This window comes from Litorivivens sp. (genome assembly GCF_057445395.1).
The window spans coordinates 85324-107978 of the sequence record NZ_JBVBUV010000002.1 but is presented as its reverse complement, the minus strand read 5'-3'; the positions used below and the strand labels follow the sequence as shown (position 1 = coordinate 107978).

24 protein-coding genes and 1 tRNA gene are annotated in these 22655 nt (G+C 54.9%); 13 read left to right on the top strand and 12 right to left on the bottom strand.

From position 1 onward, the window contains the following. Positions 1–10: 10 nt before the first annotated feature. Positions 11–556 carry a hypothetical protein gene (locus tag AC222A_RS01325; RefSeq protein WP_372748556.1) on the top strand — a complete coding sequence of 182 codons (546 nt, stop codon included), beginning with the start codon at positions 11–13 and terminating at the stop codon, positions 554–556. A 27-nt stretch (positions 557–583) separates the two neighbouring features. Here AC222A_RS01325 and AC222A_RS01320 read toward each other — a convergent pair whose 3' ends face one another. The 4 genes from AC222A_RS01320 to dusA form a co-directional block, all read right to left on the bottom strand. Then, on the bottom strand, positions 584–1759 hold the full coding sequence (locus AC222A_RS01320) for a diguanylate cyclase domain-containing protein (protein WP_372748555.1): 1176 nt from the start codon (positions 1757–1759) through the stop codon (positions 584–586). Between the two features lie 177 nt (positions 1760–1936). Next, positions 1937–2389: a tellurite resistance TerB family protein gene (locus AC222A_RS01315; protein ID WP_372748554.1), complete on the bottom strand. Its 453-nt coding sequence runs from the start codon at positions 2387–2389 to the stop codon at positions 1937–1939. Beyond that, a complete protein-coding gene (gene tal, locus AC222A_RS01310) occupies positions 2389–3336 on the bottom strand; it encodes a transaldolase (protein WP_372748553.1) in 948 nt (315 codons plus the stop codon). Before tal ends, AC222A_RS01315 begins: the two co-directional genes overlap by 1 nt. A gap of 24 nt (positions 3337–3360) precedes the next feature. Beyond that, positions 3361–4365 carry a tRNA dihydrouridine(20/20a) synthase DusA gene (gene dusA / locus AC222A_RS01305; RefSeq protein ID WP_372758136.1) on the bottom strand — a complete coding sequence of 335 codons (1005 nt, stop codon included), beginning with the start codon at positions 4363–4365 and terminating at the stop codon, positions 3361–3363. 80 nt (positions 4366–4445) lie between these two features. Between dusA and gltX the strand changes: the two genes are divergently transcribed. Next, positions 4446–5936: a glutamate--tRNA ligase gene (gltX, locus tag AC222A_RS01300; protein WP_372758137.1), complete on the top strand. Its 1491-nt coding sequence runs from the start codon at positions 4446–4448 to the stop codon at positions 5934–5936. A 76-nt stretch (positions 5937–6012) separates the two neighbouring features. Continuing rightward, a tRNA-Ala gene (locus AC222A_RS01295) sits at positions 6013–6088 on the top strand. Between the two features lie 88 nt (positions 6089–6176). On the opposite strand, the gene AC222A_RS01290 is transcribed toward AC222A_RS01295, so the two are convergent. The 5 genes from AC222A_RS01290 to AC222A_RS01270 all read right to left on the bottom strand — a co-directional run bounded on the left by AC222A_RS01290 (position 6177) and on the right by AC222A_RS01270 (position 9299). After that, a complete protein-coding gene (locus AC222A_RS01290; RefSeq protein ID WP_372758138.1) occupies positions 6177–6941 on the bottom strand; it encodes a pyridoxine 5'-phosphate synthase in 765 nt (254 codons plus the stop codon). Beyond that, positions 6938–7501, bottom strand: a complete 564-nt coding sequence (locus AC222A_RS01285; RefSeq protein ID WP_372758139.1) for a peptidylprolyl isomerase — start codon at positions 7499–7501, stop codon at positions 6938–6940. The genes AC222A_RS01290 and AC222A_RS01285 overlap by 4 nt, the downstream gene beginning before the upstream one ends. After that, positions 7501–8190, bottom strand: coding sequence for a TIGR04211 family SH3 domain-containing protein (locus AC222A_RS01280; RefSeq protein WP_372758140.1), 690 nt, complete (start codon positions 8188–8190; stop codon positions 7501–7503). Before AC222A_RS01280 ends, AC222A_RS01285 begins: the two co-directional genes overlap by 1 nt. A gap of 70 nt (positions 8191–8260) precedes the next feature. Then, positions 8261–8560 (bottom strand): YciI family protein, encoded by a 300-nt coding sequence (locus AC222A_RS01275; RefSeq protein ID WP_372758141.1) that lies wholly within the window; start codon positions 8558–8560, stop codon positions 8261–8263. 31 nt (positions 8561–8591) lie between these two features. After that, entirely contained in the window at positions 8592–9299 is a 708-nt protein-coding gene (locus AC222A_RS01270) for a VC0807 family protein (RefSeq protein ID WP_372758142.1), read from the bottom strand. Positions 9300–9407: 108 nt separating this feature from the next. Here AC222A_RS01270 and AC222A_RS01265 point away from each other — a divergent pair, with 108 nt between their 5' ends. The 5 genes from AC222A_RS01265 to rluB all read left to right on the top strand — a co-directional run bounded on the left by AC222A_RS01265 (position 9408) and on the right by rluB (position 13571). Next, positions 9408–10229 carry a PHP domain-containing protein gene (locus AC222A_RS01265; protein ID WP_372797130.1) on the top strand — a complete coding sequence of 274 codons (822 nt, stop codon included), beginning with the start codon at positions 9408–9410 and terminating at the stop codon, positions 10227–10229. Between the two features lie 41 nt (positions 10230–10270). After that, the gene (locus AC222A_RS01260) at positions 10271–10897 is read left to right on the top strand and encodes an L-threonylcarbamoyladenylate synthase (protein WP_372758144.1); all 627 of its coding nucleotides are present in this window, start codon (positions 10271–10273) and stop codon (positions 10895–10897) included. Between the two features lie 195 nt (positions 10898–11092). Continuing rightward, a complete protein-coding gene (locus tag AC222A_RS01255; RefSeq protein ID WP_372748782.1) occupies positions 11093–11914 on the top strand; it encodes a segregation and condensation protein A in 822 nt (273 codons plus the stop codon). Between the two features lie 2 nt (positions 11915–11916). Further along, the gene (gene scpB, locus AC222A_RS01250; protein ID WP_372748781.1) at positions 11917–12741 is read left to right on the top strand and encodes an SMC-Scp complex subunit ScpB; all 825 of its coding nucleotides are present in this window, start codon (positions 11917–11919) and stop codon (positions 12739–12741) included. Next, on the top strand, positions 12738–13571 hold the full coding sequence (rluB, locus tag AC222A_RS01245; RefSeq protein ID WP_372781628.1) for a 23S rRNA pseudouridine(2605) synthase RluB: 834 nt from the start codon (positions 12738–12740) through the stop codon (positions 13569–13571). The genes scpB and rluB overlap by 4 nt, the downstream gene beginning before the upstream one ends. Positions 13572–13646: 75 nt before the next feature. Here rluB and rmf read toward each other — a convergent pair whose 3' ends face one another. After that, positions 13647–13850, bottom strand: a complete 204-nt coding sequence (gene rmf / locus AC222A_RS01240) for a ribosome modulation factor (protein ID WP_372748779.1) — start codon at positions 13848–13850, stop codon at positions 13647–13649. Between the two features lie 287 nt (positions 13851–14137). Here rmf and rlmKL point away from each other — a divergent pair, with 287 nt between their 5' ends. Beyond that, on the top strand, positions 14138–16306 hold the full coding sequence (rlmKL, locus tag AC222A_RS01235; protein WP_486774573.1) for a bifunctional 23S rRNA (guanine(2069)-N(7))-methyltransferase RlmK/23S rRNA (guanine(2445)-N(2))-methyltransferase RlmL: 2169 nt from the start codon (positions 14138–14140) through the stop codon (positions 16304–16306). Positions 16307–16460: 154 nt separating this feature from the next. On the opposite strand, the gene AC222A_RS01230 is transcribed toward rlmKL, so the two are convergent. Both AC222A_RS01230 and AC222A_RS01225 read right to left on the bottom strand, forming a co-directional pair. After that, positions 16461–16667 (bottom strand): cold-shock protein, encoded by a 207-nt coding sequence (locus AC222A_RS01230; RefSeq protein WP_372748777.1) that lies wholly within the window; start codon positions 16665–16667, stop codon positions 16461–16463. A 200-nt stretch (positions 16668–16867) separates the two neighbouring features. After that, the gene (locus AC222A_RS01225) at positions 16868–18997 is read right to left on the bottom strand and encodes a YgiQ family radical SAM protein (protein ID WP_372764169.1); all 2130 of its coding nucleotides are present in this window, start codon (positions 18995–18997) and stop codon (positions 16868–16870) included. Between the two features lie 135 nt (positions 18998–19132). On the opposite strand from AC222A_RS01225, the gene AC222A_RS01220 reads away from it, so the two are divergent. From AC222A_RS01220 to phoR, 4 genes are all read left to right on the top strand, one after another. After that, a complete protein-coding gene (locus AC222A_RS01220; protein ID WP_372749903.1) occupies positions 19133–19591 on the top strand; it encodes an NfeD family protein in 459 nt (152 codons plus the stop codon). 21 nt (positions 19592–19612) lie between these two features. Then, positions 19613–20458, top strand: a complete 846-nt coding sequence (locus AC222A_RS01215) for an SPFH domain-containing protein (protein ID WP_372749904.1) — start codon at positions 19613–19615, stop codon at positions 20456–20458. 144 nt (positions 20459–20602) lie between these two features. Then, positions 20603–21307: a phosphate regulon transcriptional regulator PhoB gene (gene phoB / locus AC222A_RS01210; protein ID WP_372749905.1), complete on the top strand. Its 705-nt coding sequence runs from the start codon at positions 20603–20605 to the stop codon at positions 21305–21307. Positions 21308–21309: 2 nt separating this feature from the next. Then, a complete protein-coding gene (gene phoR / locus AC222A_RS01205) occupies positions 21310–22611 on the top strand; it encodes a phosphate regulon sensor histidine kinase PhoR (RefSeq protein WP_372797126.1) in 1302 nt (433 codons plus the stop codon). Positions 22612–22655: the final 44 nt, after the last annotated feature.

The following is a 22655-nucleotide window of genomic DNA, read 5'->3' as shown; positions in this document are numbered from 1 at the left end:
GGAGGTCGTAGTGCGAAATCTGTTTTCTGCTGCTGTACTGAGCGCTCTGTATTTCACCATCGTGCCCGGCTCTGTGTTGGCTCAGGGGGCGTCTACGCACGCATTTGGACCGATAGCCGAGGTTTTGCGGCATCCGCGCTGTATGAATTGTCACACGGTTACCAACTTTCCCCGGCAGACCGACCAGCGTTTGCGTCATGCCCAGCTCGTGGTTAGGGGTAAGGATGGGCACGGCGCGCCAACACTACAATGCAACGCCTGTCACCAAGATCGCAATGTAGCGGACGGCAAGGTGCCTGGCGCACCGCACTGGCATCTGGCACCGCTGAGTATGGGGTGGGAAAATCTTGATGATACTCAGCTGTGTGAAGCGTTGTTGGATCGCAGTAAAAACGGCAATCGCAGTGTCTCGGATTTGGTGCATCACATGACAGTGGATGCTTTGGTGTTATGGGGCTGGTCACCGGGCGGTGACCGCACGCTACCACCATACCCGCATGCGGAATTTGTGTCCTACCTCGAGGACTGGGCCGATGCCGGGGCGCCCTGCCCATGAGCGAAGTATTTCACCTGAGTGGCTAAGTCAAGCTTGTGCCGGCACAGCGATCTCATCGTAAAAGCAGTAGGTGTTGTTTTTCTTTTTGGCTCGATATAACGCGATATCAGCGTTGCGGCACAATTCATCGACACTATCGCCGTCGCCCGGAAACAGGGCGACGCCGATACTCGCTGTCACGCGGTGCGTTTGTTCATCCGCTACGATGGGCTTGGCCAAAACCTCATTGATACGTTTCAGCACGGTATCGCCCGCCGAGCGGTCGGTAATGTCCGGGAGCAGCAGTGTAAATTCGTCACCACCAAAACGGGCGACCATATCCTCACCCCGAATAACATCGTTCAGACGCTGGGCGATGGTTTCCAGAATAACGTCACCAGTGTGGTGTCCAAAGTTGTCATTGATGGGTTTGAAGCCATCGAGATCGATATAGCCCAACGCAAAACTCTGTTTATGGCGGCGGGCGCGAGCCAGGGTGCGTTCAAAATATTCAAAGAACTGAAAGCGGTTGGGCAGGCCGGTGAGCATGTCGTGGCTGGCCTGATAGACGTAGCTGTCGCGTTCTTCCTTTAGTTTGTTTTGTAAGTCGCGGTACATCCATTCGTAGAACACCAGGCCCGTGGTCCCCATAAAGATCAGCACAAAAAAACAGATGATCTCCAGTGTCTGCCGTGTCTGCTGCTCAGGGATGAATTGGTACGAGAGCAAGCCATAGTGGCTGAGCACAAGAGAGATCAGGCACAGCAAAACGGTAATGGCCAGCCAGACAATACCGCGCTTCATGCCAAATAGCACAAAGGCAAATATGGGGGTGAAAAGTGTGAGTTGCGGCACCGGTGATTCTATAAACCCTCCGCTGAGCTGAGTGGCGAGCATGTTTACCGCCAGTAGCACGCCAAAGGTAATGTGTGCTGAAAGTGCGAAATTCCCTCGCTTTATTAATATATATAGGGCCAGCAAGTAGCCTGCCAGGCAGATAATGTCTACTGCCATCGCGATGGGAAGCAGCACGCTGTTAAAGCCGATCAGTATCAGGTAGACCGGGATCGTCAAAAAACAAAAGGTTATATTCAGCAACAGCAGTGCGAGTAGTAGATGGCCCCTGAGGTAGTACTCGCCACTGCGACTGATGGATGGCGGCAACAGGCGCTCGGCTATGCTTGATAGGCGCTGTGCCATGGGTGATGTAGACGGTACTTCCAAGTCAGGATCCTTCCCAGCATATTATTGTCGTCGCGTATTATTTGTGCAGTTTACCCTAAAGTGTGATGTTTGAAATCTAACGGTTGGTTTTGTTGTCGACATCGTGTCGCTAATTTTTGGTAACGTCGTTAAAACTGTGGTTAGTGTGACACTTTTGTTGCAGAGGTCGGAGATGTATTACGTTGATTTTTCGGTGATTTTAAGTTTTGTTTGGATAAAGTCCCGGTGCGGAACATAAATCAGATCGGCAATCTTGCGGATGAGGTGATCCTCGTATTTTGATACTTCGCCATCCGCCATGGCCACTTGCCAGAGGGTTTCCAGCAGCTGGCATTTCTGTTCGGGGCTATAGTGCTCGTTAATGAGCGCTGTATAGGGGTGGTAGGCATTATCTTCCTGGAACTGCTGCTCGGCGAGCTGCATCAGCTCGTCGATCTCCTGCTCGCTGATATCGTGCTCGCGACGCAGCAGGGCACGAATGGCCTCGAGTTCTTCCGGATTTTGCTCAAAATCGGCCTTTGATAACTCGATAAGCAGTGCCGCGCTGGTCAGACGAAGGCGGTGGTCGCGGTCGTCACCTGACGTAGGGCTAAGCTTGTCTCGGAAAAAGTCACTGAGCTGCTTGAGCATCAGGACATCTCCATGAGCAGCTTCTGCAGTTTGCGCTGATCAGCCGCAAACAGGCGAATACCTTCTGCCAGCTTCTCGGTGGCCATGGCATCGTCGTTGAGGCGGAAGCGAAATGCAACTTCGTCTACCGCGCAGCGCTCATCGTCGCTTTTCGCATTGTCGGCGAACAATCGCTGATAGAGCGGGTTTTCGTTCAAGCTGAGTTCTTCCAGTAGGGCAGGGCTGATGGTCAGCCGGTCACAGCCCGCAAGTGCTTCAATCTGTCCGGTATTACGAAAGCTCGCGCCCATCACAATCGTTTTATAGTTGTAGGCTTTGAAGTAATTGAAGATACGTTTGACCGACTGTACGCCGCGGTCTTCATCGGGATTGGTTTGGGCTTCGCCGCGCGCCTTATACCAATCATAGATACGGCCAACAAAGGGTGATATCAAGGTGGCGCCGGCGTCGGCACAGGCGCGCGCCTGATCAAAGCTGAACAGCAGCGTCAGATTGCAGTTGATTCCCTGCTTTTCAAGGTGCTCCGCAGCCTTGATGCCTTCCCAAGTGGATGCAATTTTGATCAGCACTTTTTCCCTGCCGATGCCGCGTTCGGCGTAGAGATTCATAATCTCATTGGCCTGGGCAATGGTCGCTTGTGTGTCGAAGGACAGGTGGGCGTCAATCTCGGTGGATACGCGGCCCGGCACAATGGCGGCTATTTCACTGCCTATTGCCACGGCCAGACGGTTTACAGTGCTGCGCATATCCTCGGTGGAACTGCCGGGTTGTAGCGCTGCTGCATGCTCGCGAATCAGTGGCTGGTAGTCGTCCAGTGAAGCGGCCTTGAGCAACAGTGAGGGGTTGGTAGTCGCATCGAGGGGTTCGAATCGCTTGATGGCAACGATATCCCCCGTGTCGGCAACTACATCGCTGAATTGTCGTAATTGATCGAGCTTGTTACTCATAATCTTCCATTATTTATCAGGCGGTTACCCCGAGTGTACCCGCAAATGTGGTGGTTTGTTGAGACAATTGACGGCATCTTTTAACACCTCAAGACCTGCGCCGGGCTTGTGTGCATTCTGCGACAGGTGGCGTCGGAACTGGCGTGCTCCGGGCTGACCGTTAAACAGCCCAAGCACGTGTCGCGTCATATGGTTGAGGCGAGTGCCATTAGCCAATTGTGCTGCCACGTAGGGATAAAACGCGTCGATAGCCTGTTCTGGGCTCGGCTGCTGCGCTGTGCAGCCATAAAATTCTCGGTCTACTGAGCATAGCACGGCGGGGTTTTGGTAGGCGGCTCGCCCCATCATTACGCCGTCGACATGGTTGAGGTGTTGTTTTGCCTCTTCGGTTGTGTGGATGCCGCCATTGATAATGATTTCCAGTGCCGGGAAATCTTGTTTGAGCTGATAGACCTTGTCGTATTCCAGTGGGGGTATTTCCCGGTTCTGTTTGGGGCTCAGGCCGCTGAGCCAGGCTTTGCGCGCGTGCACAATAAAGACCGAACAGCCGGCGTCGGCCACTGTGCCCACAAAGTCGCAGAGAAAGGCATAGGAATCGAGATCATCAATACCGGTGCGGTGTTTTACGGTAACGGGAATATCGCAGTTGTCGCGCATGGCTTTTACCCCTTCAGCGACGGTATTGGCCTCGCCCATCAAACAGGCGCCAAAGCTGCCGTTTTGTACGCGGTCAGAAGGGCAGCCGCAATTGAGGTTAACTTCGTCGTAGCCCCATTGTTGAGCCATTTGTGCACATTTCCCGAGTGCGCTTGGGTCGCTGCCTCCCAATTGTAGTGCCACCGGGTGCTCGCAATCGTCGTAGTCCAGAAACCGTGCTGGCTCCGCGTGAAGCAGGGCACCGGTGGTGACCATTTCGGTATACAGGACAGCCTGCTCGGTCAGCTGGCGCCAGAACACCCGACAATGACGGTCGGACCAGTCCATCATGGGGGCTACGCAGAAACGACGATCTATTTCAGGGGATGACACAAGCAGTTACCGGATGAGTTGCGAGAGGTGAACACGTATAATCGCCGCCTATTGTATGTAATTCGGCAACAGGAATCATTATGACCGCAGTACGCACCCGAGTAGCGCCATCTCCCACAGGCGATCCGCACGTCGGAACCGCTTATATCGCTCTGTTTAACTACTGTTTCGCCAAGGCGCATGGCGGTGAATTTCTGTTGCGGGTGGAAGACACAGATCAGCAGCGCTCAACTCCGGAGTCCGAGCAGGCGATTCTGGATTCCCTGCGTTGGCTAGGCTTGGATTGGGATGAGGGCCCGGATGTGGGGGGCGAGGCAGGGCCTTATCGTCAGAGTGAGCGCAGCGACATCTACCAGCAACATGTGAATGAATTGCTGGCAAAGGGTCATGCCTTCAAATGCTATCGAACTGCTGAGGAACTTGATGCCCTGCGTGAGTCCCGCCGCGAGGCCGGCCAGCACAGTGCGTTGAAGCCCAGCGACCTAAAGTTGCCCGAGGACGAGGTTGCACGACGCGAGGCTAACGGCGATCCCTATGTCGTTCGTATGGTTGTGCCAGAGGAGGAGGGGCGTTGCGTTATCAATGATATGTTGCGCGGTGACGTGGAGCTGGACTGGGGACAGGTAGATGCCCAGGTGCTGCTGAAATCTGATGGGCTGCCCACCTATCATCTGGCTAATGTGGTGGACGATCACCTGATGGGGATTACCCATGTGATCCGTGGCGAAGAGTGGATTAACTCCGCGCCAAAGCACAAGTTACTCTACCAGTATTTTGAGTGGGATATGCCCCAACTCTGCCACTTGCCGCTGCTGCGTAATCCGGACAAAAGCAAGTTGAGCAAGCGTAAGAATCCGACCAGTATCCTTTACTACCAGAAGATGGGTTTTCTGCCTGAAGCCCTGCTGAACTACCTTGGGCGGATGGGCTGGTCGATGCCCGATGAGCGTGAAAAATTCACCCTCAGCGATATGATTGCCGCGTTCGATATTCAGCGCGTGAGCCTTGGCGGTCCCATCTTTGATGTGGAGAAACTGTCCTGGCTAAACGGCCTGTGGATTCGCGAAGAGTTGAGTCTTGAGCAGTTGGCTGACCGGCTTCACGACTGGGCGTTTAATCGCGATAGGCTGCTGGAGATTTTGCCTCACGCGCAAGCGAGAATGGAAACGTTTAGTGATCTCGCGCCACTAGCCGCTTTTTTCTTTTCGGGAAAGCTGCCGCTATCCGCTGCCAGCTTTGACGGTTTAGCGGTGAAAGAGGATCAGTTGCTGGAGCTGCTACAGTTTTGCGTATGGCAACTGGACAATCTTCGCCAATGGAATCGCGATGAGATCTTTGCTTCATTGAAAACGGTGGCTGATGCGATGGAGCTTAAGATGAAAGATTTTGTCGCGCCGTTGTTTATTGCGGTGGCCGGTACCACGGCGTCGATCTCTGTGTTCGATTCGATGGTGGTTCTGGGGCCGGATATGAGCCGTGCACGCTTGCGCAACGCGCTGGATCTGTTAGGCGGTGTAGGTAAGAAAAAGCTGAAAAAGCTGGAAAAACGCTACGAGGAAATCAGTCGCTGAAAAAATTGCGGGTGAGGGGCGTATTCGAGTTGACAGGCAAAGGCAGTCTGCTTATGATGCGCACCTTCTCGCGTGGGGGGCTATAGCTCAGCTGGGAGAGCGCTTGCATGGCATGCAAGAGGTCGGCGGTTCGATCCCGCCTAGCTCCACCAAATCTTCTGATTGTATCTGAAGTTTTTCTCTGCACGTTCCGTGCAAGTCTGAAATAATGCAGTTACCCACTGGCCCGCATTCGTTAGCTTATTTACCCAAGCATTGCTGATAAGCCGCAATACAATTCTTTAGCCCCAGCTCAATCGCATCCACGGTAAAGGCATGCCCAATCGAAACTTCCTGTAGATCCGGCAGAGCTTGTCGAAAGACGCTTAGGTTTTTCAGGTTGAGATCGTGGCCAGCATTGACCCCAAGACCAATAGAAGCCGCGAACGACGAGGCTTGCGCAAATTGCTGTAGGCTTGCGCTGTGGTCACCCTGCTCGTGGGCGTGCGCATAGGGGCCGGTGTAGAGCTCTATGCGGTCGGCCCCAACTTCTTTGGCTAGCGCTATCTGCGCTGTGTCTGGATCCATGAACAGGCTTACCCGGCACCCCAGTGCTTTTAATTCGGCAATGATGGGTCGCAGCTCATCGGAAGAACGCACCAAATCAAATCCATGGTCCGAGGTGAGCTGACTGTTGCTGTCGGGTACTAGGGTGCATTGGGCGGGTCGAGTGCGGCGAACGATTTCCAGAAAGCCGGGGTAGTCGCTGACGCCTGCGCGATCCGATTTCATGGGTGCGGCGAATGGGTTGCCTTCTATATTGAACTCAACGCTGAGCATGTTGGCGAGTTCGTAGCAATCGTCGGCGCGGATATGGCGCTGGTCGGGTCGCGGATGCACTGTGATGCCGTCAGCGCCAGCATCGATACACATCTGGGCGTGTTGGGTAACGCTGGGATATTCGGTGTCTCGCGAGTTTCGGATCAGGGCAATCTTATTGAGGTTGATACTCAGAGCAACACTCATGATGTCGGCCCGGCCTCGCTGACAGTAACGCGTTCGACCACAACCCTTTCTTTGGGTACGTCGCGCATGAAGCCCACGGTGTGGGTCGGCAGGTTGTTGATTTCCCGCACGACTTCGCGTCCCTCGGTAACTTTGCCGAAGACGGCATAGCCATCCTTGCCGCCACGACGATCCAGGCTCAGGTTAAGGCCAGTATTAATGAAAAACTGCGAGGTTGCACTGTCCGGGTCGCTGGTGCGGGCCATGGAGACTGTCCAGCGATCATTAGTCAGACCGTTGTCGGCTTCGTTTTTGATGGGGTCGCGGGTTGGCTTTTCTTCGAGGTCTTTGGTGAAGCCGCCGCCCTGGATGACGAACCGGCGGATGCTGCGGTGAAAGATTGTGCCGTCAAAAAAGCCACTTTTGGCGTAACTCAGAAAATTGTCGACGGTGATGGGCGCTTTATCCGGATAAAGCTCAATCACGATGTCACCTTTGGTGGTGTGCAGGGTGACCAATGGGTTCTGTGCGTTGGCAATCGCAGAGACAAACAACAAAACAGCAAAAAGGGCAGTGCGCATCAGATCCACTCCGAACGTCTTTTGGGCTTCAGGCGGGGAATGATTATGGCGGCAAGTATGCCCAGAATCACTGCGAAGGCACCATTGAGAAAGGCCTCGTTTTCGTGATTTTCCCGCAGGCGGCTGTTTTCGGTTTCGAGAACGTCGACTTTATCTCTCAGCATCTGTTTGGCTTCAGACAGCTGCTGGTACTCGCGATCCAGTTTGATGGCGTTGGCGGAAACCCGTTTGATTTCCTCCAGCTCCTTTTGCAACTCGAGGTTTTGCTGCTCCAGCTCCGCAACGATTTCTTTGGCTTCTTTAGAATTGCCGGCGGCGTTGGTGAACGCCCTTTTTAGTTTGCTGTTTTCTTCTTCCAGCGCTTTCAGGCGTGCGGTGGCTTCAGCCAGCTTGAGTTCTGCAACCGGTTCTCTGTCGAGATAACGCGACAGCATCCAGCCCTCCAGCCCGCGACGGGTGCGGATCAGGCTGTAGCCGGCTTCGTCGTCGGTTTCCAGCACGCTAACTTCGGTGCCGCTGGGCAAGCCCTTGTGCAAGATGCGGTGGCTCTGGCTTTTGCCGCTGCGCAACGGAACATAGAGTCGGTCGGTAACGTAGCGGACCTCTTCCTGTGCCGTGGCGGTCAGTGGTACTGAGAGCCCGGCGCAGAGTAGGGCGATGGACAATAAGGGTGCTGCAAACTTGTTCACTCGATGTTCCAGTTATCAGTTTGTTTAGGGTGGGCTAAATCTACCGCAATGGGTCAAGAGATTAAACCGCTCAGGGGAGCACCTGTTTGAACGGCTTCACAGTTACCTGCGCGTAAACCCCGGCTTCGATGTAGGGGTCCTGGTCTGCCCACGCTTGGGCGTCCGCCAGAGAGTCAAAATCGGCAACGACCAGGCTGCCGGTAAAGCCAGCTTCACCGGGGTCGTTGCTTTCAACTGCAGGATAGGGGCCGGCCAACACCAGTCGCCCTTCCTGCTTTAAGGCTTCGAGCCTGGCCAGATGTGACGGGCGCGCTTGTTTGCGCAGTGCCAGGCTGTTTGGAACGTCCTGACTGTTGATGGCAAATAACACTGAAACCTCCTGTAGTATCCGCGTTGAGCGTTTAATGCTGCTGGAGAATGTCTTCCAGCGTCAGCTCGGTGAATTTTTCAATACCCTTAAAAAGGTAAATCATGGAAATAGTCATGACGATCATGCTGGGTACGGCAATCACCGGAAAGCTCAACGCAGTCATCTTGCCCAGCTCTTCGGTATAGGCGGTGGTGCCCGGCGGGCTGACCAGCACCCATTTGGCGAGTAGGTAGTTCAGCACCGACGACAGGAAGAAGGAACAGGCTACTAGCACGGTGGCCATTTTCAGGCGCTGTTCCAATAGGGCTTCGGTGCCCTTTTGACGGGCGGCCTGGGTGATTTTCTCCACCTGCATGATCTGCTCGTTAAAAAGAAAGGTTCGCACCAGAGGGAAGCGCGTATACTGCGATATCAGTGTGGCCAGTCCGAGAGCCCCGGGAATGGCGGCTTCCTTGATGGCGATATACTTTGGGTCGAGCTGCAGCAGGCTAATGCCACCGGTTAGGGCGATGCTGACTACCCCGATAATAGAAAAGATGTTGGCCTCGCGGGTTTTGCTGAAATCGCGCAGTCCGTAAGCTATTGGAAATGCCAGTGCCACGACAATAGCCCAGCTTGGCCCCAAATACTCTTCCTTGCCCAGCTTGGTCAGGATCAGTGTGGGGATGATAAGATTGAACAGCAGGTTGGCGAGAAGGCCTCCATGTTGCTGTTTTGCGGGTTTGGCAGTTTGCGACATCTAGCTGGAATCTGACCGGAATTTTGAGAGCCGTCACTATACTGGCTTTAGCCGGGCGGGCCAACTCAGGCGCGTTTGTTGGTGAATTTTACGAAAGGATAGAGTTACTTGCGGGTCGATTTTCATACGCACACCACCTTGTCTGACGGTAGTCTTAGTCCTGCCGAATTAATCGCGCGTGCGGTAGAGCAGGGGGTGGAGGTGCTGTCATTGACAGATCACGATACGCTTGCCGCCTATCAGCATCTGCCTGAGGATATTCCGCTTACCCTGATTCCCGGCATTGAGCTGTCGTGTGTCTGGTCTGGCGTGACCGTGCATGTACTGGGTTTGAATGTTGATCTGGCAAGTGTTGATCTACAGTGCGCCGTTGCTGGGCAGGATCAGGCGCGAGAATTGCGCGCTCAAAAAATAGGCGAGCGCTTGGCAAAGCAGGGCGTGCCAGGTGTATATGAAACAGCGCGTGCAGCGGTGGGCGAAGGTCGTGCCCTGGGGCGACCGGATTTTGCCCGCGTGTTGATCGAGCGCGGTGCAGTCAGCAGTTTCAATCAGGCCTTTGACCGCTTTCTCGGCGCTGGCAAAGTGGGTGACGTTAAAATGCATTGGCCCGAGCTGGGCACCGTGATTCAGTGGATCGTCGCCAGTGGTGGCGTCGCGGTGTTGGCCCATCCGCTGCATTACAAACTTACCCGAACCAAGTTGCGCCGTCTGCTGGTGGACTTCATGGAGGCCGGCGGACGCGGTATCGAAGTGGCGAATGGCCGGCAGTGGAGCGATGCGGATATTGATTTTTTGCGTAGTCTTTGCAAAAGCTTTGGTCTGATGGCCTCTGTTGGCAGCGATTTTCATGCGCAAACCCCCTGGAGTGAAGTGGGCTGCGATGCCAGTCTGGTTAGTAATTGTGTGCCGGTATGGTCAGCCTGGCAGTGAGTCTTGGTGCCAGTACCCACAACCATCGTAAGGAGTTTTGTTTGAGTCAATTTTTTCAGGTTCACCCGGAAACGCCGCAAAAGCGCTTGATCGGCCAGGCGGTGGATATTATTCGCCGCGGAGGCGTGGTGGCTTATCCTACCGATTCAGGTTACGCCTTGGGATGCCATCTCGGCGACAAGTCGGCCATGGAGAGGGTGCGGCGGATTCGGCGGCTTGATGCCAGCCACAATTTTACGCTGGTATGCCGGGATCTTTCGGAGCTGGGTACCTATGCGCGGGTCGACAACAGTGCTTTCCGGCTGTTGAAACTGCACACGCCCGGTCCATACACGTTTATTCTGCAGGCCACGGGCGAGGTGCCGCGTCGACTGCTTCAGGCCAAGCGCAAGACCATTGGCCTGCGCGTGCCCGCCAATGCGGTGGCGCTGGCGTTGTTGGAGGAATTGCGGGAACCGCTGATGAGTGTGTCGCTGATTCTGCCGGGAGAAGACATGCCCATGACCGACCCCTATGACATTCGCGATACCCTGCAACACGAGCTGGATCTCGTGATCGATGGCGGTTTTTGTGGCATGGAGCCGACGACAGTGATTGATCTGGTTGATGAGGTGCCGGTGCTGGTGCGCAAGGGGCAAGGTGACTGGTCGGCATTTGCGTCCGAATAAAGGGCTAGTCATAGTACCCGTGCCGGCATCTGCGTATAATGCGCCGATTACCTTGCCGCTGACGGCAACACACCCCCCGGGAATTACGCTTTGGTGGAAGACGATACAATAATTGCGGAAAACGACGCGACTGGAGCTCAGGAGGGCGTTGCCAGGCTGGAGCCTGCAAGCCCGAATCAGACCGGCGGTGCACCACTGACGCTGGAGGCCTTGCGCCGCAGTGCTCCTGACTCTCCCCAGCAAGGGGAGATGCCTTTCGCGGTCGTGCTGGGCAAGGCCGTCACCGAGCTGCCCAAAGACCTTTATATTCCGCCAGATGCTCTGGAAGTCTTTCTGGAGGCCTTTGAAGGCCCGCTCGACCTGCTGCTCTATCTGATCAAGCGTCAGAACCTCGATATTTTGGAGATCGATGTCTCCAAGATTACCGACCAGTACATGCAATACGTCAACATGATGAACGCAATGCAGTTTGAGCTGGCGGCAGAATACCTGCTGATGGCGGCCATGCTTGCGGAGATCAAGTCGCGTATGCTGTTGCCGCGCTCCTCCGAGGCCGAAGAGGAAGAGGACGATCCGCGCGCCCAGCTTATACGGCGTCTGCAGGAGTATGAGCGCTTTAAAAAGGCGGCGGAAGAGATCAATGAAATTCCGCGCATGGGGCGTGACCTATACCAGGCTACTGCAGAACCACCGGCGCGTGACAAAGCTCGCCCGGAGCCTGATGTAGAGATGCGTGAATTGATGCTGGCTCTCAGTGAAGTGCTGCGTCGCGCAGACCTGTTTGAAAGCCATCAGATTCAACGCGAAAAGCTGTCCACACGAGAGCGAATGTCTGAGGTGCTGGCGCGGCTGTCTACTGAGCGTTTTACGCCTTTCGTTACCCTCTTTGCCCCGGAAGAAGGGCGGGTTGGGATCGTGGTGACATTCCTGGCAGTCATGGAGCTGATCAAGGAATCGCTGATCGAGATTGTACAAACCGAAGCCTTCGGGCCCATTCACGTTAAAGCCAAGTCCTGAGCATGGAAACAGAACAGCTGATTCGTATTATAGAGGGCGCTTTGCTTGCTGCTGGTAAGCCCTTGACCATCCAACAATTGGGTGACCTATTTGAAGAGGGCGAGCGCCCTGAGAACGAGCAGCTTCGTGAAGCCTTGCAAACCCTTACCGCGCAGTGCGAGGGGCGGGGTTTTGAGTTGAAACAGGTGGCCAGCGGCTACCGGTTTCAAGTGCGCGAAGCTGTGGCTCCCTGGGTCGGAAGACTTTGGGAAGAAAAGCCACAACGCTATTCTCGGGCCCTGCTGGAAACCCTGGCACTGATTGCTTATCGGCAGCCCATCACGCGCGGCGATATTGAAGATATTCGCGGTGTGGCGGTGAGCTCCCAGATTATCAAAACCCTGCTGGAGCGTGAGTGGGTACGAGTGGTTGGACACAAAGATGTTCCCGGCCGACCGGCAATGTACGCTACAACCCGCAAGTTTCTGGACTATTTCAATCTGCGCAACCTGGATGACCTGCCAGCGCTGGCCGATATCAAGGATCTCGACAACCTCTCAGGTGAGTTGAGCTTTGACGAGGCCGACGGTAATGGCGGTGAATCTGGTGAGGAAGCCGGCGATGGAGCAGAGACGTCGGCAAATGGAGTAACCCACGATGAAACGCCGGATGCGTCAACACCTGATGATATCGGCAGTGGGCTGGAGAGTGATGAGAGAGCTGAAGACGACCTGGAACAAAACTATACCGGTGACCAACAACTGGCCCTGGAGTCGTCAGACGATGAGCCCGAGCCCGACGATGCCGGGGATTCGGATGCGGAATCAGAATCGGAATTCCGCGCATGAGTGATGAAAAGCTACAAAAAGTGCTCGCCAGAGCGGGACTTGGGTCGCGTCGCGAAATGGAGCGGGCCATTGCTGATGGTCGGATTACCGTCAATGGCAAGCCCGCCAGCCTGGGCGACAGGGTGGATAGCGACGCCCGGATTACACTAGATGGCAGGCCGATCAAGCTCACGACGCCCGATAGCGTGCGTGGCCGTGTTCTGATCTACAACAAACCGGACAACGAAATCTGCAGTCGCAAGGATCCGGAAGGCCGGCGCTCAGTGTTCGACAGCCTGCCGCGTACCCGTGGCGAGCGGTGGATTTCGGTTGGGCGGCTGGATTTTACTACCAGCGGGTTGTTGCTGTTTACCACAGATGGCGAGCTGGCCAACAAGCTGATGCACCCATCGTCAGTCATTGAGCGCGAGTACCTGTGTCGGGTGATGGGCCAGATCACCGAAGATCGGCTGCAGGCGATGATAGACGGTGTAATGCTGGACGATGGGGTTGCCCGCTTTACCGACATTGTTGACGGTGGTGGCGAGGGCATCAATCACTGGTTTTATGTGGTGATCATGGAAGGGCGTAACCGCGAAGTACGCCGCCTGTGGGAATCGCAGGGCCTGCAGGTGAACCGCCTAAAGCGCGTGCGCTATGGCAATACTTTTTTGCCACCCAAGCTCAAGGCCGGGCAGTGGATGGAGTTACCTGTAGATGAGGTGACAAAGGTTTATGAAATGGCTGGCATGGCGGCACCCGGCAAGAACAAATCCGTGCCCAGACCCGATGGCAAGGTGCATGGCAAACCGGCGCGCAATCGGGGCCGGCGCAACACACGCAAGGCCTGAACATACTGTTGGGCATAAAAAAACCCGCCTGAGGCGGGTTAAACAGCTTCTGCTGGTACGTGGAGACTGATTGCGCTAATGAGCGTAGTTTTTTTGCAGAGCTTCGACTTGAGAATAGCCCTCCCAAGCGTCTTGGCGGCCTTCGCGCCAGCCGGTTAACCAGTTGTGTCTCAATGCTTCCTGCTGGTGGGGGCAAAGATCCTTGTGTTTGCCGGTAAAGCCAGCCTGATAGCCTTTGTGGAAGGCACGGTCTGACATATCGCGTTTCTGTCTTCTCATAGAGGTCGGATCTCCCTGATCTTGCATTCAGTTTGGACTGAGGAAGTGCTGCAGGAGGCGTGTATCACAGCTTCCCTGACTGTATGGACACTCAATGGGAGTGCTAAAATTGCGCCCTGCAGACCTTTGATATAAGCAGATTTCAGCTGTGCTTTCGAAGATCGATTACTTATATGCTTGGTGCTGTTTAGGCGCTAAGTTTATAAGCCCCGGCTGGCGGGTGTTTCAGCCATTTTTCTAATTCCTAAACGGCGGATACTGTGTCACAAACAGCGCAACAAACTTCGATGCTGGGTTTTCGGGCCACTTGCCCCAAATCTCTGGAAAACCTCCTCGCCGATGAATTGAGGGCGCTGGGCGCGGTCTCGGTACGCGAGAGTGTGGGGTCGGTGACCTTCGAGGGCGACCTGGAGCTCGGCTATCGGGCCTGCCTTTGGTCGCGGCTGGCGAACCGCATTTTGTTGGTACTGAGTGAATTTGAGGCCCCGGATGGCGACAGCCTTTACGCTGGCGTCAAAGCGATCGACTGGGGCGAGCATCTTGCGGCCAGTGGGACCTTGGCGATTGATTTTGGTGGCAAGGCCGGCTGGCTGAAAAACAGTCAGTTCGGGGTATATCGCTGCAAGGACGCCATTGTTGACTATTTTCAGGAGCGCGGCGACGTGCGTCCCTCGATAGAGAAGCGTCAACCGGACCTGAGGATCAGTGCGCGACTGAAGAAAGGGCAGGCACAAATCGCGCTGGATCTCTCTGGCGACAGCCTGCACCGGCGTGGCTACCGACTCAAAGGGGGATTGGCTCCACTGAAGGAAAACCTAGCAGCGGCGATTCTGTTGCGCGCCGATTGGCCGGGTATGGCCTCGCGAGGTGGCGCGCTGCTCGACCCCATGTGTGGTTCCGGAACCTTGTTAATTGAAGGCGCCTGGATGGCGATGGATATTGCGCCGGGACTGATGCGGCGACACTGGGGCTTTGATGGCTGGCAGGGGCATGTGCCGGCGTTGTGGCAGCGCCTACGCGAAGACGCGTTGGCGCGTCGGCGCAAGGGGTTTGATCGTCAGTGGCCGGAAATTCGAGGCTACGATGCCAGTGGCGCAGCCATTGCGTCAGCGGAAGAAAATATTGAACGCGCGGGTCTCAAGGGGCGGGTGCGTGTGGTGCGCAAGGAGCTGGCTGACTTTGTGAAGCCAACCCACGTTGCGTTGGATACTGGTTTAATTATTACCAATCCCCCCTATGGTGAGCGGCTGGGTGATGAAAATTCGTTGGTTCACCTCTATCGCTATCTGGGCGAAGCCTTTAGGCGGGAGTTTACCGGTTGGCAGGCCGGGGTGTTTACGGGCAACCCCAATTTGGGCAAGGCGATGGCCTGGCATAGCCACCAGCAATACCGTTTTCTGAATGGTTCCATTGAGTCCCGTCTGCTGTTATTCGAACTGCAGCCGGAGCGACAGATTGCCTCCAGGCAACAGCACAATCCGGATGGGCCGGTATCGGGTGGCTTGCCGCTGTCGGAAGGCGCGAAGATGTTCCGTAACCGGCTGCTGAAAAACAGCAAACGATTGGAGCGTTGGCTCAAGCGCGAAGGGTATACCTGCTACCGTCTATATGACGCAGATATGCCGGAATATGCGGTAGCTATCGACCGTTACGAAGATTGGCTGGTGGTAGCTGAATACGCGCCGCCGGCGACGGTACCGGAAGAAAAGGCGGAGGCACGTTTGCGTGAAATCCTCGCAGCGTTGCCATCGGCTACCGGCATTCCTCCCGAGCGCACTGTACTCAAGCAGCGACGCCGACAGCGCGGCAATGATCAGTACCGACGAGAACGTCAGCGCAATGAGCGGTTGACTGTGCAGGAAGGTCAGGCCCGGTTGTTGGTCAACCTCCACGACTATCTTGATACCGGGCTATTTGTCGATCATCGGCGAGTGCGTCTGGATATTGCGGCGCGGGCCCGTGGCGCCTCGTTTCTCAATCTGTTCTGCTATACCGGTTCGGCTACGGTGCACGCAGCCGTCGCCGGCGCTAAATGGACGACCAGTGTTGATCTCTCGCCCAAGTACCTGCAATGGACGCGGGAGAACCTCTCGATAAACGGGTTGAGCGAGGCACGGCACCATACAGAGCAGGCCGATTGTATGCAGTGGTTGCGCGACAACACCAAGACATTTGATATGGTGCTGTTGGATCCGCCAACCTTTTCCAACTCGAAGCGCACCGAAACGGTGTTGGATACCCAGCGAGATCACGTTGAAATGATTGATCTAGCGGTGCGCGCGCTGAACCATGATGGGCTGCTGATTTTCTCAACCAATCGGCGCGATTTTCGTTTGGATCCGCAAGTCAGTGAAAAGTATCAGGTAGAAGATAGAACCGAGTGGTCGCTCGATCCGGATGTGAAACGCTCAGGAAAGCCGATCCACTATTGTTGGTACATTTCGCGCCGCAACTAATTCGTAGCTTGGCATAATGAATCATCGCTATGGCCAATGGCCGTATAGGAAACTCAGTACGTCGGTTTGCGATTTCGTTACCATGGATGCTAATGAGACAGGCACAAAAAAGGCCCTTCAATAAGGGCCTTTCGTCAGGCTTGCTATCGGTCGTCTAGACCGGTGTAACGTTCGCCGCCTGCAGGCCTTTTTGGCCCTGTTGTACTTCAAACTGTACATCCTGACCTTCGGCCAGTGTTTTAAATCCGTCAGATTGAATTGCCGAAAAGTGAACAAACACGTCCGGCCCCTGTTCCTGTTGAATAAAGCCAAACCCTTTGGTTTCGTTAAACCATTTTACTTTGCCAGTGGTTGTTGACATCACACACCTCGAGTCTATTTTGTTGAATTGTTATTGCTGAGCCGGGCAGGGGAGTTATGACAAACAGAACGAGGTAGTACCGCAACTTCGTATTGACTTGTTACATAAAACCTTGGCTGCTTAAATTGCCAGCATTTTCAATATACACACAGGATATGTAAGTTTAAAGTCGATTTTATTAAGCAATTGATCCAGATCAACTACCGCTGTTTTCGCGGCGGCAGCCCGGTGTGTTGGGTAAGTAGCTTCTTTTTACCTGCAGCAGGACGCCAGCCGGCGGGTTGGCGAGGCGGCACCAGATGCTTTTTGCTGAACCCAATCAGATCATTGCGGCCCATTTTTTTGAGTGTTTCGCGAAGCAGTGGCCAGTTTTCGGGGTCGTGATAGCGTAAAAAAGCCTTGTGTAGGCGGCGCTGTTTCAAGCCTTTGGCAGTGGTAACTACTTCACTTTGGCGCGAAACCTTCTTCAGGGGATTGCGTTCCGAGTGATACATGGCAGTCGCGTTGGCCATGGGTGAGGGATAAAAAGCCTGTACCTGGTCGGCGCGAAAGCCGTTGCTTTTCAGCCACAGGGCCAGGTTCATCATGTCCTTATCAGTCGTGCCGGGATGTGCAGCGATGAAATACGGAATCAGAAACTGTTCTTTGCCTGCTTCCTTGGAGTATTTCTCGAACATCTTTTTGAACGCGTCGTAGGTGCCTACGCCGGGTTTCATCATTTTCGACAGTGGGCCGTCTTCGGTGTGCTCGGGCGCAATTTTCAGGTAGCCGCCCACGTGGTGGGTGACCAGTTCCTTAACGTATTCGGGGGTTTCCACCGCCAGGTCGTAGCGCAGGCCGGATGCAATCAGCACTTTCTTGACGCCGTCCACAGAGCGAACATCCCGGTACAGGTCGACCAGCGGCATCTGGTCGGTGTCCAGGCTCTTGCAGATTCCCGGGTATATGCAGGATAAACGACGACAGTTCTGTTCTATTTCCTTGCTCTTGCAATTCAATCGCCACATATTTGCCGTGGGGCCGCCAAGATCGGAAATAACACCGGTAAAACCCGGTGTTTTGTCTCGAATGTCTTCCACTTCTCGAACAATCGAGTCGTGCGAGCGGCTTTGGATAATGCGCCCCTCGTGCTCGGTAATGGAGCAGAAAGTGCAGCCTCCAAAACATCCACGCATGATGTTTACCGAGAACCGGATCATCTCGTAGGCTGGAATCCGCGCACTGCCGTAGGTGGGGTGTGGTTTGCGCTGGTAAGGCAGCTCAAAAACCGTATCGAGTTCTTCCGTCGTCAACGGAATCGGCGGTGGATTCAGCCAAACCTCGCGGTCGCCGTGACGCTGAATCAGCGCCTTGGCATTGCCGGGGTTGGTTTCTAAGTGTAGTACCCGCGCTGCGTGAGCGTACATCACCGGGTCGCTTTTAACCGTTTCATAGTCCGGCAAACGGATGACGCAGTAATCCGGATCGAGTTTTTCCTTTCGTGCCGTCAGGGGGTCGATAACCCGCACCGTCTGCACCATTTCCTGGGCGGATTCATCCGGCGCTTGCTGTTTGGTCTTGCAATCGCTGGTTTCTGTTGTGTCCTGATAGGGATCAATCGGCGGGTCTATGGGCCCGGGCGTATCGATACTGGAAGAGTCAACCACAGTCCAGCCGTCGGGCACACGCTTACGGACAAACGCGGTGCCACGAATGTCTTTCATCTCGTTGATGGCTTCGCCGTTGGCACAGCGGTGTGCAATATCGACTATGGCGCGCTCGGCATTGCCATAAACCAGCAGATCAGCGCGTGAATCTAGCAAAATAGAGCGACGGATTTTATCGCTCCAGTAATCGTAGTGGGCGATACGACGCAGGCTGGCTTCTATGGAGCCGATCACGATGGGCGTGTTTTTGTAGGCTTCCCGGCAGCGCTGAGAATAAACGATGACGGCCCGATCTGGCCGTTTGCCACCCTCGTTGTTCGGGCTGTAGGCGTCGTCGTGACGCAGGCGCCGGTCGGCGGTATAGCGGTTGATCATGGAATCCATGTTGCCGGCGGCCACCCCGAAAAAGAGATTGGGTTCTCCCAGCGTTTTGAAACCTTCAGCGGATTGCCAGTCTGGTTGGGCGATGATGCCGACTCGAAAACCCTGAGCTTCCAGCACGCGGCCAACGACGGCCATACCAAAACTGGGGTGGTCTACGTAGGCATCGCCGGTGACCAGAATGATGTCGCAACTGTCCCACCCCAGCGCATCCATCTCGTCGCGAGACATGGGCAGGTAGGGGGCGGGGCCAAAGCATTCGGCCCAGTATTTGCGATAACTGAAGAGGTGTTTCGGGGCCATATAAGGGTGCTGCTGGGTGTGGTTGTGGCGAAAGCGCGCAGTATACGTGAATCGACGCCAAAAATCCTTGCTTGCGCGGGTGCTCCACGGCTAAATAGAACGCTTATAACAAAATCCACACTGGGGAAGGCTGTTATGGAGTGGCTGGATTCGACGATAGCCTACTGGCACTGGCTGGTGTTGGGGCTGATTCTGATTGCGCTGGAAATTTTTACGGCGGGTTTTGTGCTGCTCTGGCTGGGGATCAGTGCACTTGTGGTCGGTGTTCTAGCCTATTTCCTCAACCTGAGTGTGTCGACGGAATTGTTGATCTGGACGGCGCTGTCGGTAGCTGAGCTGTTTATCTGGTTTCGTTTCATTCAGCCGCGCTTTCGGGACAAGACCCTGTCGGGGATGTCCAAAGAAGCGGTGGTTGGGCAGGTTGGGCTGGTGATTCAGGCCAATGTCGGCGAGCGTGGCCGCCTGCGATTTTCCATGCCTTTGCTCGGTAGCGATGAGTGGCCCTTTATCTGCACTGAAACCTTGAGTGTGGGCGACCGGGTGAGTGTTACCGATGTGTCGGGCAACACCTTGGTGGTAGCCCGCCAAGGCTGAGTTTATAACAGGAGACGTTCTATGGAAGGTTTGACGGTAGTAGTCACTCTGGCGATTGTCGCGGTGGTGGTGCTGAGCAAAACAGTCAAAATTGTGCCACAGGGTTCCAAGCACATTGTGCAGCGGCTGGGTAAATACCATGCCACCCTGAACCCCGGTCTTAACTGGGTGGTGCCGTTCATCGACAACGTTGCGTTCAAGGTGACAACCAAGGATATCGTGCTGGACATTCCCTCTCAGGAGGTAATCACTCAGGACAACGCTGTGATCATTGCCAATGCGGTGGCGTATATCAATATTGTATCGCCCGAAAAAGCCGTTTACGGCGTTGAGAATTACACCATTGCTATTCAGAATTTGGTGCAAACTGCGTTGCGCTCCATTGTGGGTGAGATGGCGCTTGATGATGCACTTTCTTCTCGAGACCAGATCAAAGCCAAGTTGAAAAGCGGTATTTCGGATGATATTGCCGACTGGGGTATCACCATGAAAACGGTGGAAATCCAGGATATCAACCCATCGCCTACCATGCAGCAGGCCATGGAAGAGCAGGCTGCGGCAGAGCGCCAGCGCCGCGCCGTGGTTACCCGGGCAGAAGGGGAGAAACAGGCTGCCATTCTAGAGGCCGATGGCCGACTTGAGGCTTCGCGCCGGGATGCACAGGCCGAAGTCGTACTGGCCAAGGCCAGCGCTGCGGCAATCGAAGTGGTCACGGGTGCCATCAAGGACGAAGAGCTGCCAGTGATCTATCTGCTGGGTGAAAAGTATATTCAGTCGCTGCAGAATCTTTCGTCTTCTGCAAATGCAAAAACTGTGGTGTTTCCAGCAGACCTTCCGGAAGCTATTCGCGGCATTCTCAACCGTTAAGCGATAATAGGTGGAAATGGGCGGCAATAGCCGCCGACGTTTATAGCCAAACTGTCATCGTGATGGTGAACTGTTGTAACATTCCTGTCACAAAAAAGTCTTTTAATGCGTAGCTGTGATTAATAAACGATGACCGGACTAACAATGGCAAATCGCAGCATACTGATTGTTGATGATGAGAGTGCAATCAGGGAAATGATACGCATCGGCCTGGAAATGGCCGGGTTCACCTGCATGGAAGCCGCTGATGCGCAGGAAGCTTATGGCAAAATACTGGATCAGCGGCCGGATCTGATTCTCCTGGATTGGATGATGCCGAATACCTCAGGGTTGGAGCTTCTGCGCCGCCTGCGGCGCGACGAGGTCAGTCGCAGTATTCCGGTGATCATGTTGACCGCCAAGGATGATGAAGACAATCGCATTCAGGGGCTGGATGTGGGGGCAGATGACTATGTCACTAAACCCTTCTCATCCCGTGAACTTCTGGCTCGGATCAAGGCCGTGCTGCGGCGTAGCGTTGACCCGGAAGAAGGTGATTCCGTTGAGGTTAATGGTCTGGTGCTTGACCCGTTGAGCCATCGGGTGTTCGCCGATGAAAAACCGGTGGATATGGGCCCCACGGAGTACAAGTTGCTGAAATTTTTCATGACCCACCAGGAGCGCGCCTATAGCCGCGGTCAGCTGCTAGACCAAGTGTGGGGCAGCAATGTGTATGTCGAAGAGCGCACGGTTGATGTACATATCCGTCGCTTGCGCAAAGCCCTGCTCACGGATTCTCGGGATTTTGGCAGCTTGATCCAGACGGTTCGCGGCACGGGCTATCGCTTCTCTGCGGCGGGACTGGAGTAGGAATGCCGCTGCAAGGCTGGAAGACTGAGCTTGCGCGGTTCGGGTTGTTATTGGGCATCGCCGCCTTCTTTGGGCTTATCCTCGATTTTCTACTTTGGTTTCTGTTTGGCACTGCACTTGCCTATGCTCTGTGGTCTTTAAACCAACTGCGCCAACTCAATCGCTGGCTGTATCGGGGGGCAGGGCGAGACGAACCGCCTGAGGCGGCCGGCCTGTGGGGACAGGTGTTCGATACGCTGTCGCAAATCCAGCGTGAAACCCAGAAGGTCAATGCCCGCTTGCAGGCAGATATTGAACATCTTCGGGCGTCTTTCGCTTCAATGGCCGATGCTGTGGTGATGTTAAGCCCCGATGGTTCCATCGAGTGGGCTAATCGCGCCGCGCATACGCTGCTCGGTTTGCGTCACCCCGATGACAATGGGCGCTTGCTCGTCAATCTTCTGCGAGCTCCCGACTTTATTGCCTACTTTGAATCCTGGGATTACGGCGAACGCTTTCAGATGGCGTCGCCGGTGAATGGTCAGGTGCGCCTGAGTGTATCGGTCTCTGTTTTTGGGCGGGATAATCGTCTGTTATTTGCCCGCGATATCACCCGCACGGTTCAGCTGGAACAGATGCGTAAGGATTTTGTTGCCAACGTATCGCATGAGCTGCGGACACCGCTAACGGTGATAAACGGGTATGTGGAAATGTTGGCTGACCAAGCGGAGGCTGACACGCCGGCGGCTCGGGCATTTGAACAGATGACCTCCCAGAGCCGGCGGATGCAAAATCTCATTAACGACCTGATGACCCTGTCGCGGTTGGAATCGCTACCTTCGGGCAGGCAGGACGACCTCGTAGCGGTTAATGGGTTAATGGAAGGTCTACGTGAGGAGATTGCTGCGGCGGCAACTGGCGAGCGCACGGTCGAGGTACATTGCGATGAAACGCTTCGCCTGATGGGTGATAGTAAGGAGATCCAGAGCGCCTTTTCCAATCTGGCGGTCAATGCCGCCCGCTATACGCGCGATGGAGATACGATTACGCTGCGCTGGTATGCGGATCGAGATCATGCCTATTTTGAGGTGGAGGACACCGGTATCGGTATCGAACCGCAGCATCTGCCACGCCTCACCGAGCGTTTTTACCGGGTAGATCAGAGCCGCGCCACAACCACCGGCGGTACCGGCTTGGGGTTGGCCATCGTCAAACATATTCTTATTCGTCATCACGGTGAGTTGCGAATACGCAGTAATCCGGGCAAAGGTAGCCGCTTCACCTGTATTTTCCCCATTTCAGCGACTCAGCGCCGGGATGTGTGAAAGAAATATTGCGGTAAATGCGGTTTGTCATTTTAGTGTCACAA

Coding starts and splice junctions, on each gene's coding strand:
- AC222A_RS01315 (WP_372748554.1), bottom strand. CDS start 2,389: ATGCTCAAGCAGCTCAGTGACTTTTTCCGAGACAAGCTTAGCCCTACG.
- tal (WP_372748553.1), bottom strand. CDS start 3,336: ATGAGTAACAAGCTCGATCAATTACGACAATTCAGCGATGTAGTTGCC.
- gltX (WP_372758137.1), top strand. CDS start 4,446: ATGACCGCAGTACGCACCCGAGTAGCGCCATCTCCCACAGGCGATCCG.
- AC222A_RS01290 (WP_372758138.1), bottom strand. CDS start 6,941: ATGAGTGTTGCTCTGAGTATCAACCTCAATAAGATTGCCCTGATCCGA.
- AC222A_RS01285 (WP_372758139.1), bottom strand. CDS start 7,501: ATGCGCACTGCCCTTTTTGCTGTTTTGTTGTTTGTCTCTGCGATTGCC.
- AC222A_RS01270 (WP_372758142.1), bottom strand. CDS start 9,299: ATGTCGCAAACTGCCAAACCCGCAAAACAGCAACATGGAGGCCTTCTC.
- scpB (WP_372748781.1), top strand. CDS start 11,917: ATGGAAACAGAACAGCTGATTCGTATTATAGAGGGCGCTTTGCTTGCT.
- rluB (WP_372781628.1), top strand. CDS start 12,738: ATGAGTGATGAAAAGCTACAAAAAGTGCTCGCCAGAGCGGGACTTGGG.
- rmf (WP_372748779.1), bottom strand. CDS start 13,850: ATGAGAAGACAGAAACGCGATATGTCAGACCGTGCCTTCCACAAAGGC.
- rlmKL (WP_486774573.1), top strand. CDS start 14,138: ATGCTGGGTTTTCGGGCCACTTGCCCCAAATCTCTGGAAAACCTCCTC.
- AC222A_RS01230 (WP_372748777.1), bottom strand. CDS start 16,667: ATGTCAACAACCACTGGCAAAGTAAAATGGTTTAACGAAACCAAAGGG.
- AC222A_RS01225 (WP_372764169.1), bottom strand. CDS start 18,997: ATGGCCCCGAAACACCTCTTCAGTTATCGCAAATACTGGGCCGAATGC.
- AC222A_RS01220 (WP_372749903.1), top strand. CDS start 19,133: ATGGAGTGGCTGGATTCGACGATAGCCTACTGGCACTGGCTGGTGTTG.
- AC222A_RS01215 (WP_372749904.1), top strand. CDS start 19,613: ATGGAAGGTTTGACGGTAGTAGTCACTCTGGCGATTGTCGCGGTGGTG.
- phoB (WP_372749905.1), top strand. CDS start 20,603: ATGGCAAATCGCAGCATACTGATTGTTGATGATGAGAGTGCAATCAGG.
- phoR (WP_372797126.1), top strand. CDS start 21,310: ATGCCGCTGCAAGGCTGGAAGACTGAGCTTGCGCGGTTCGGGTTGTTA.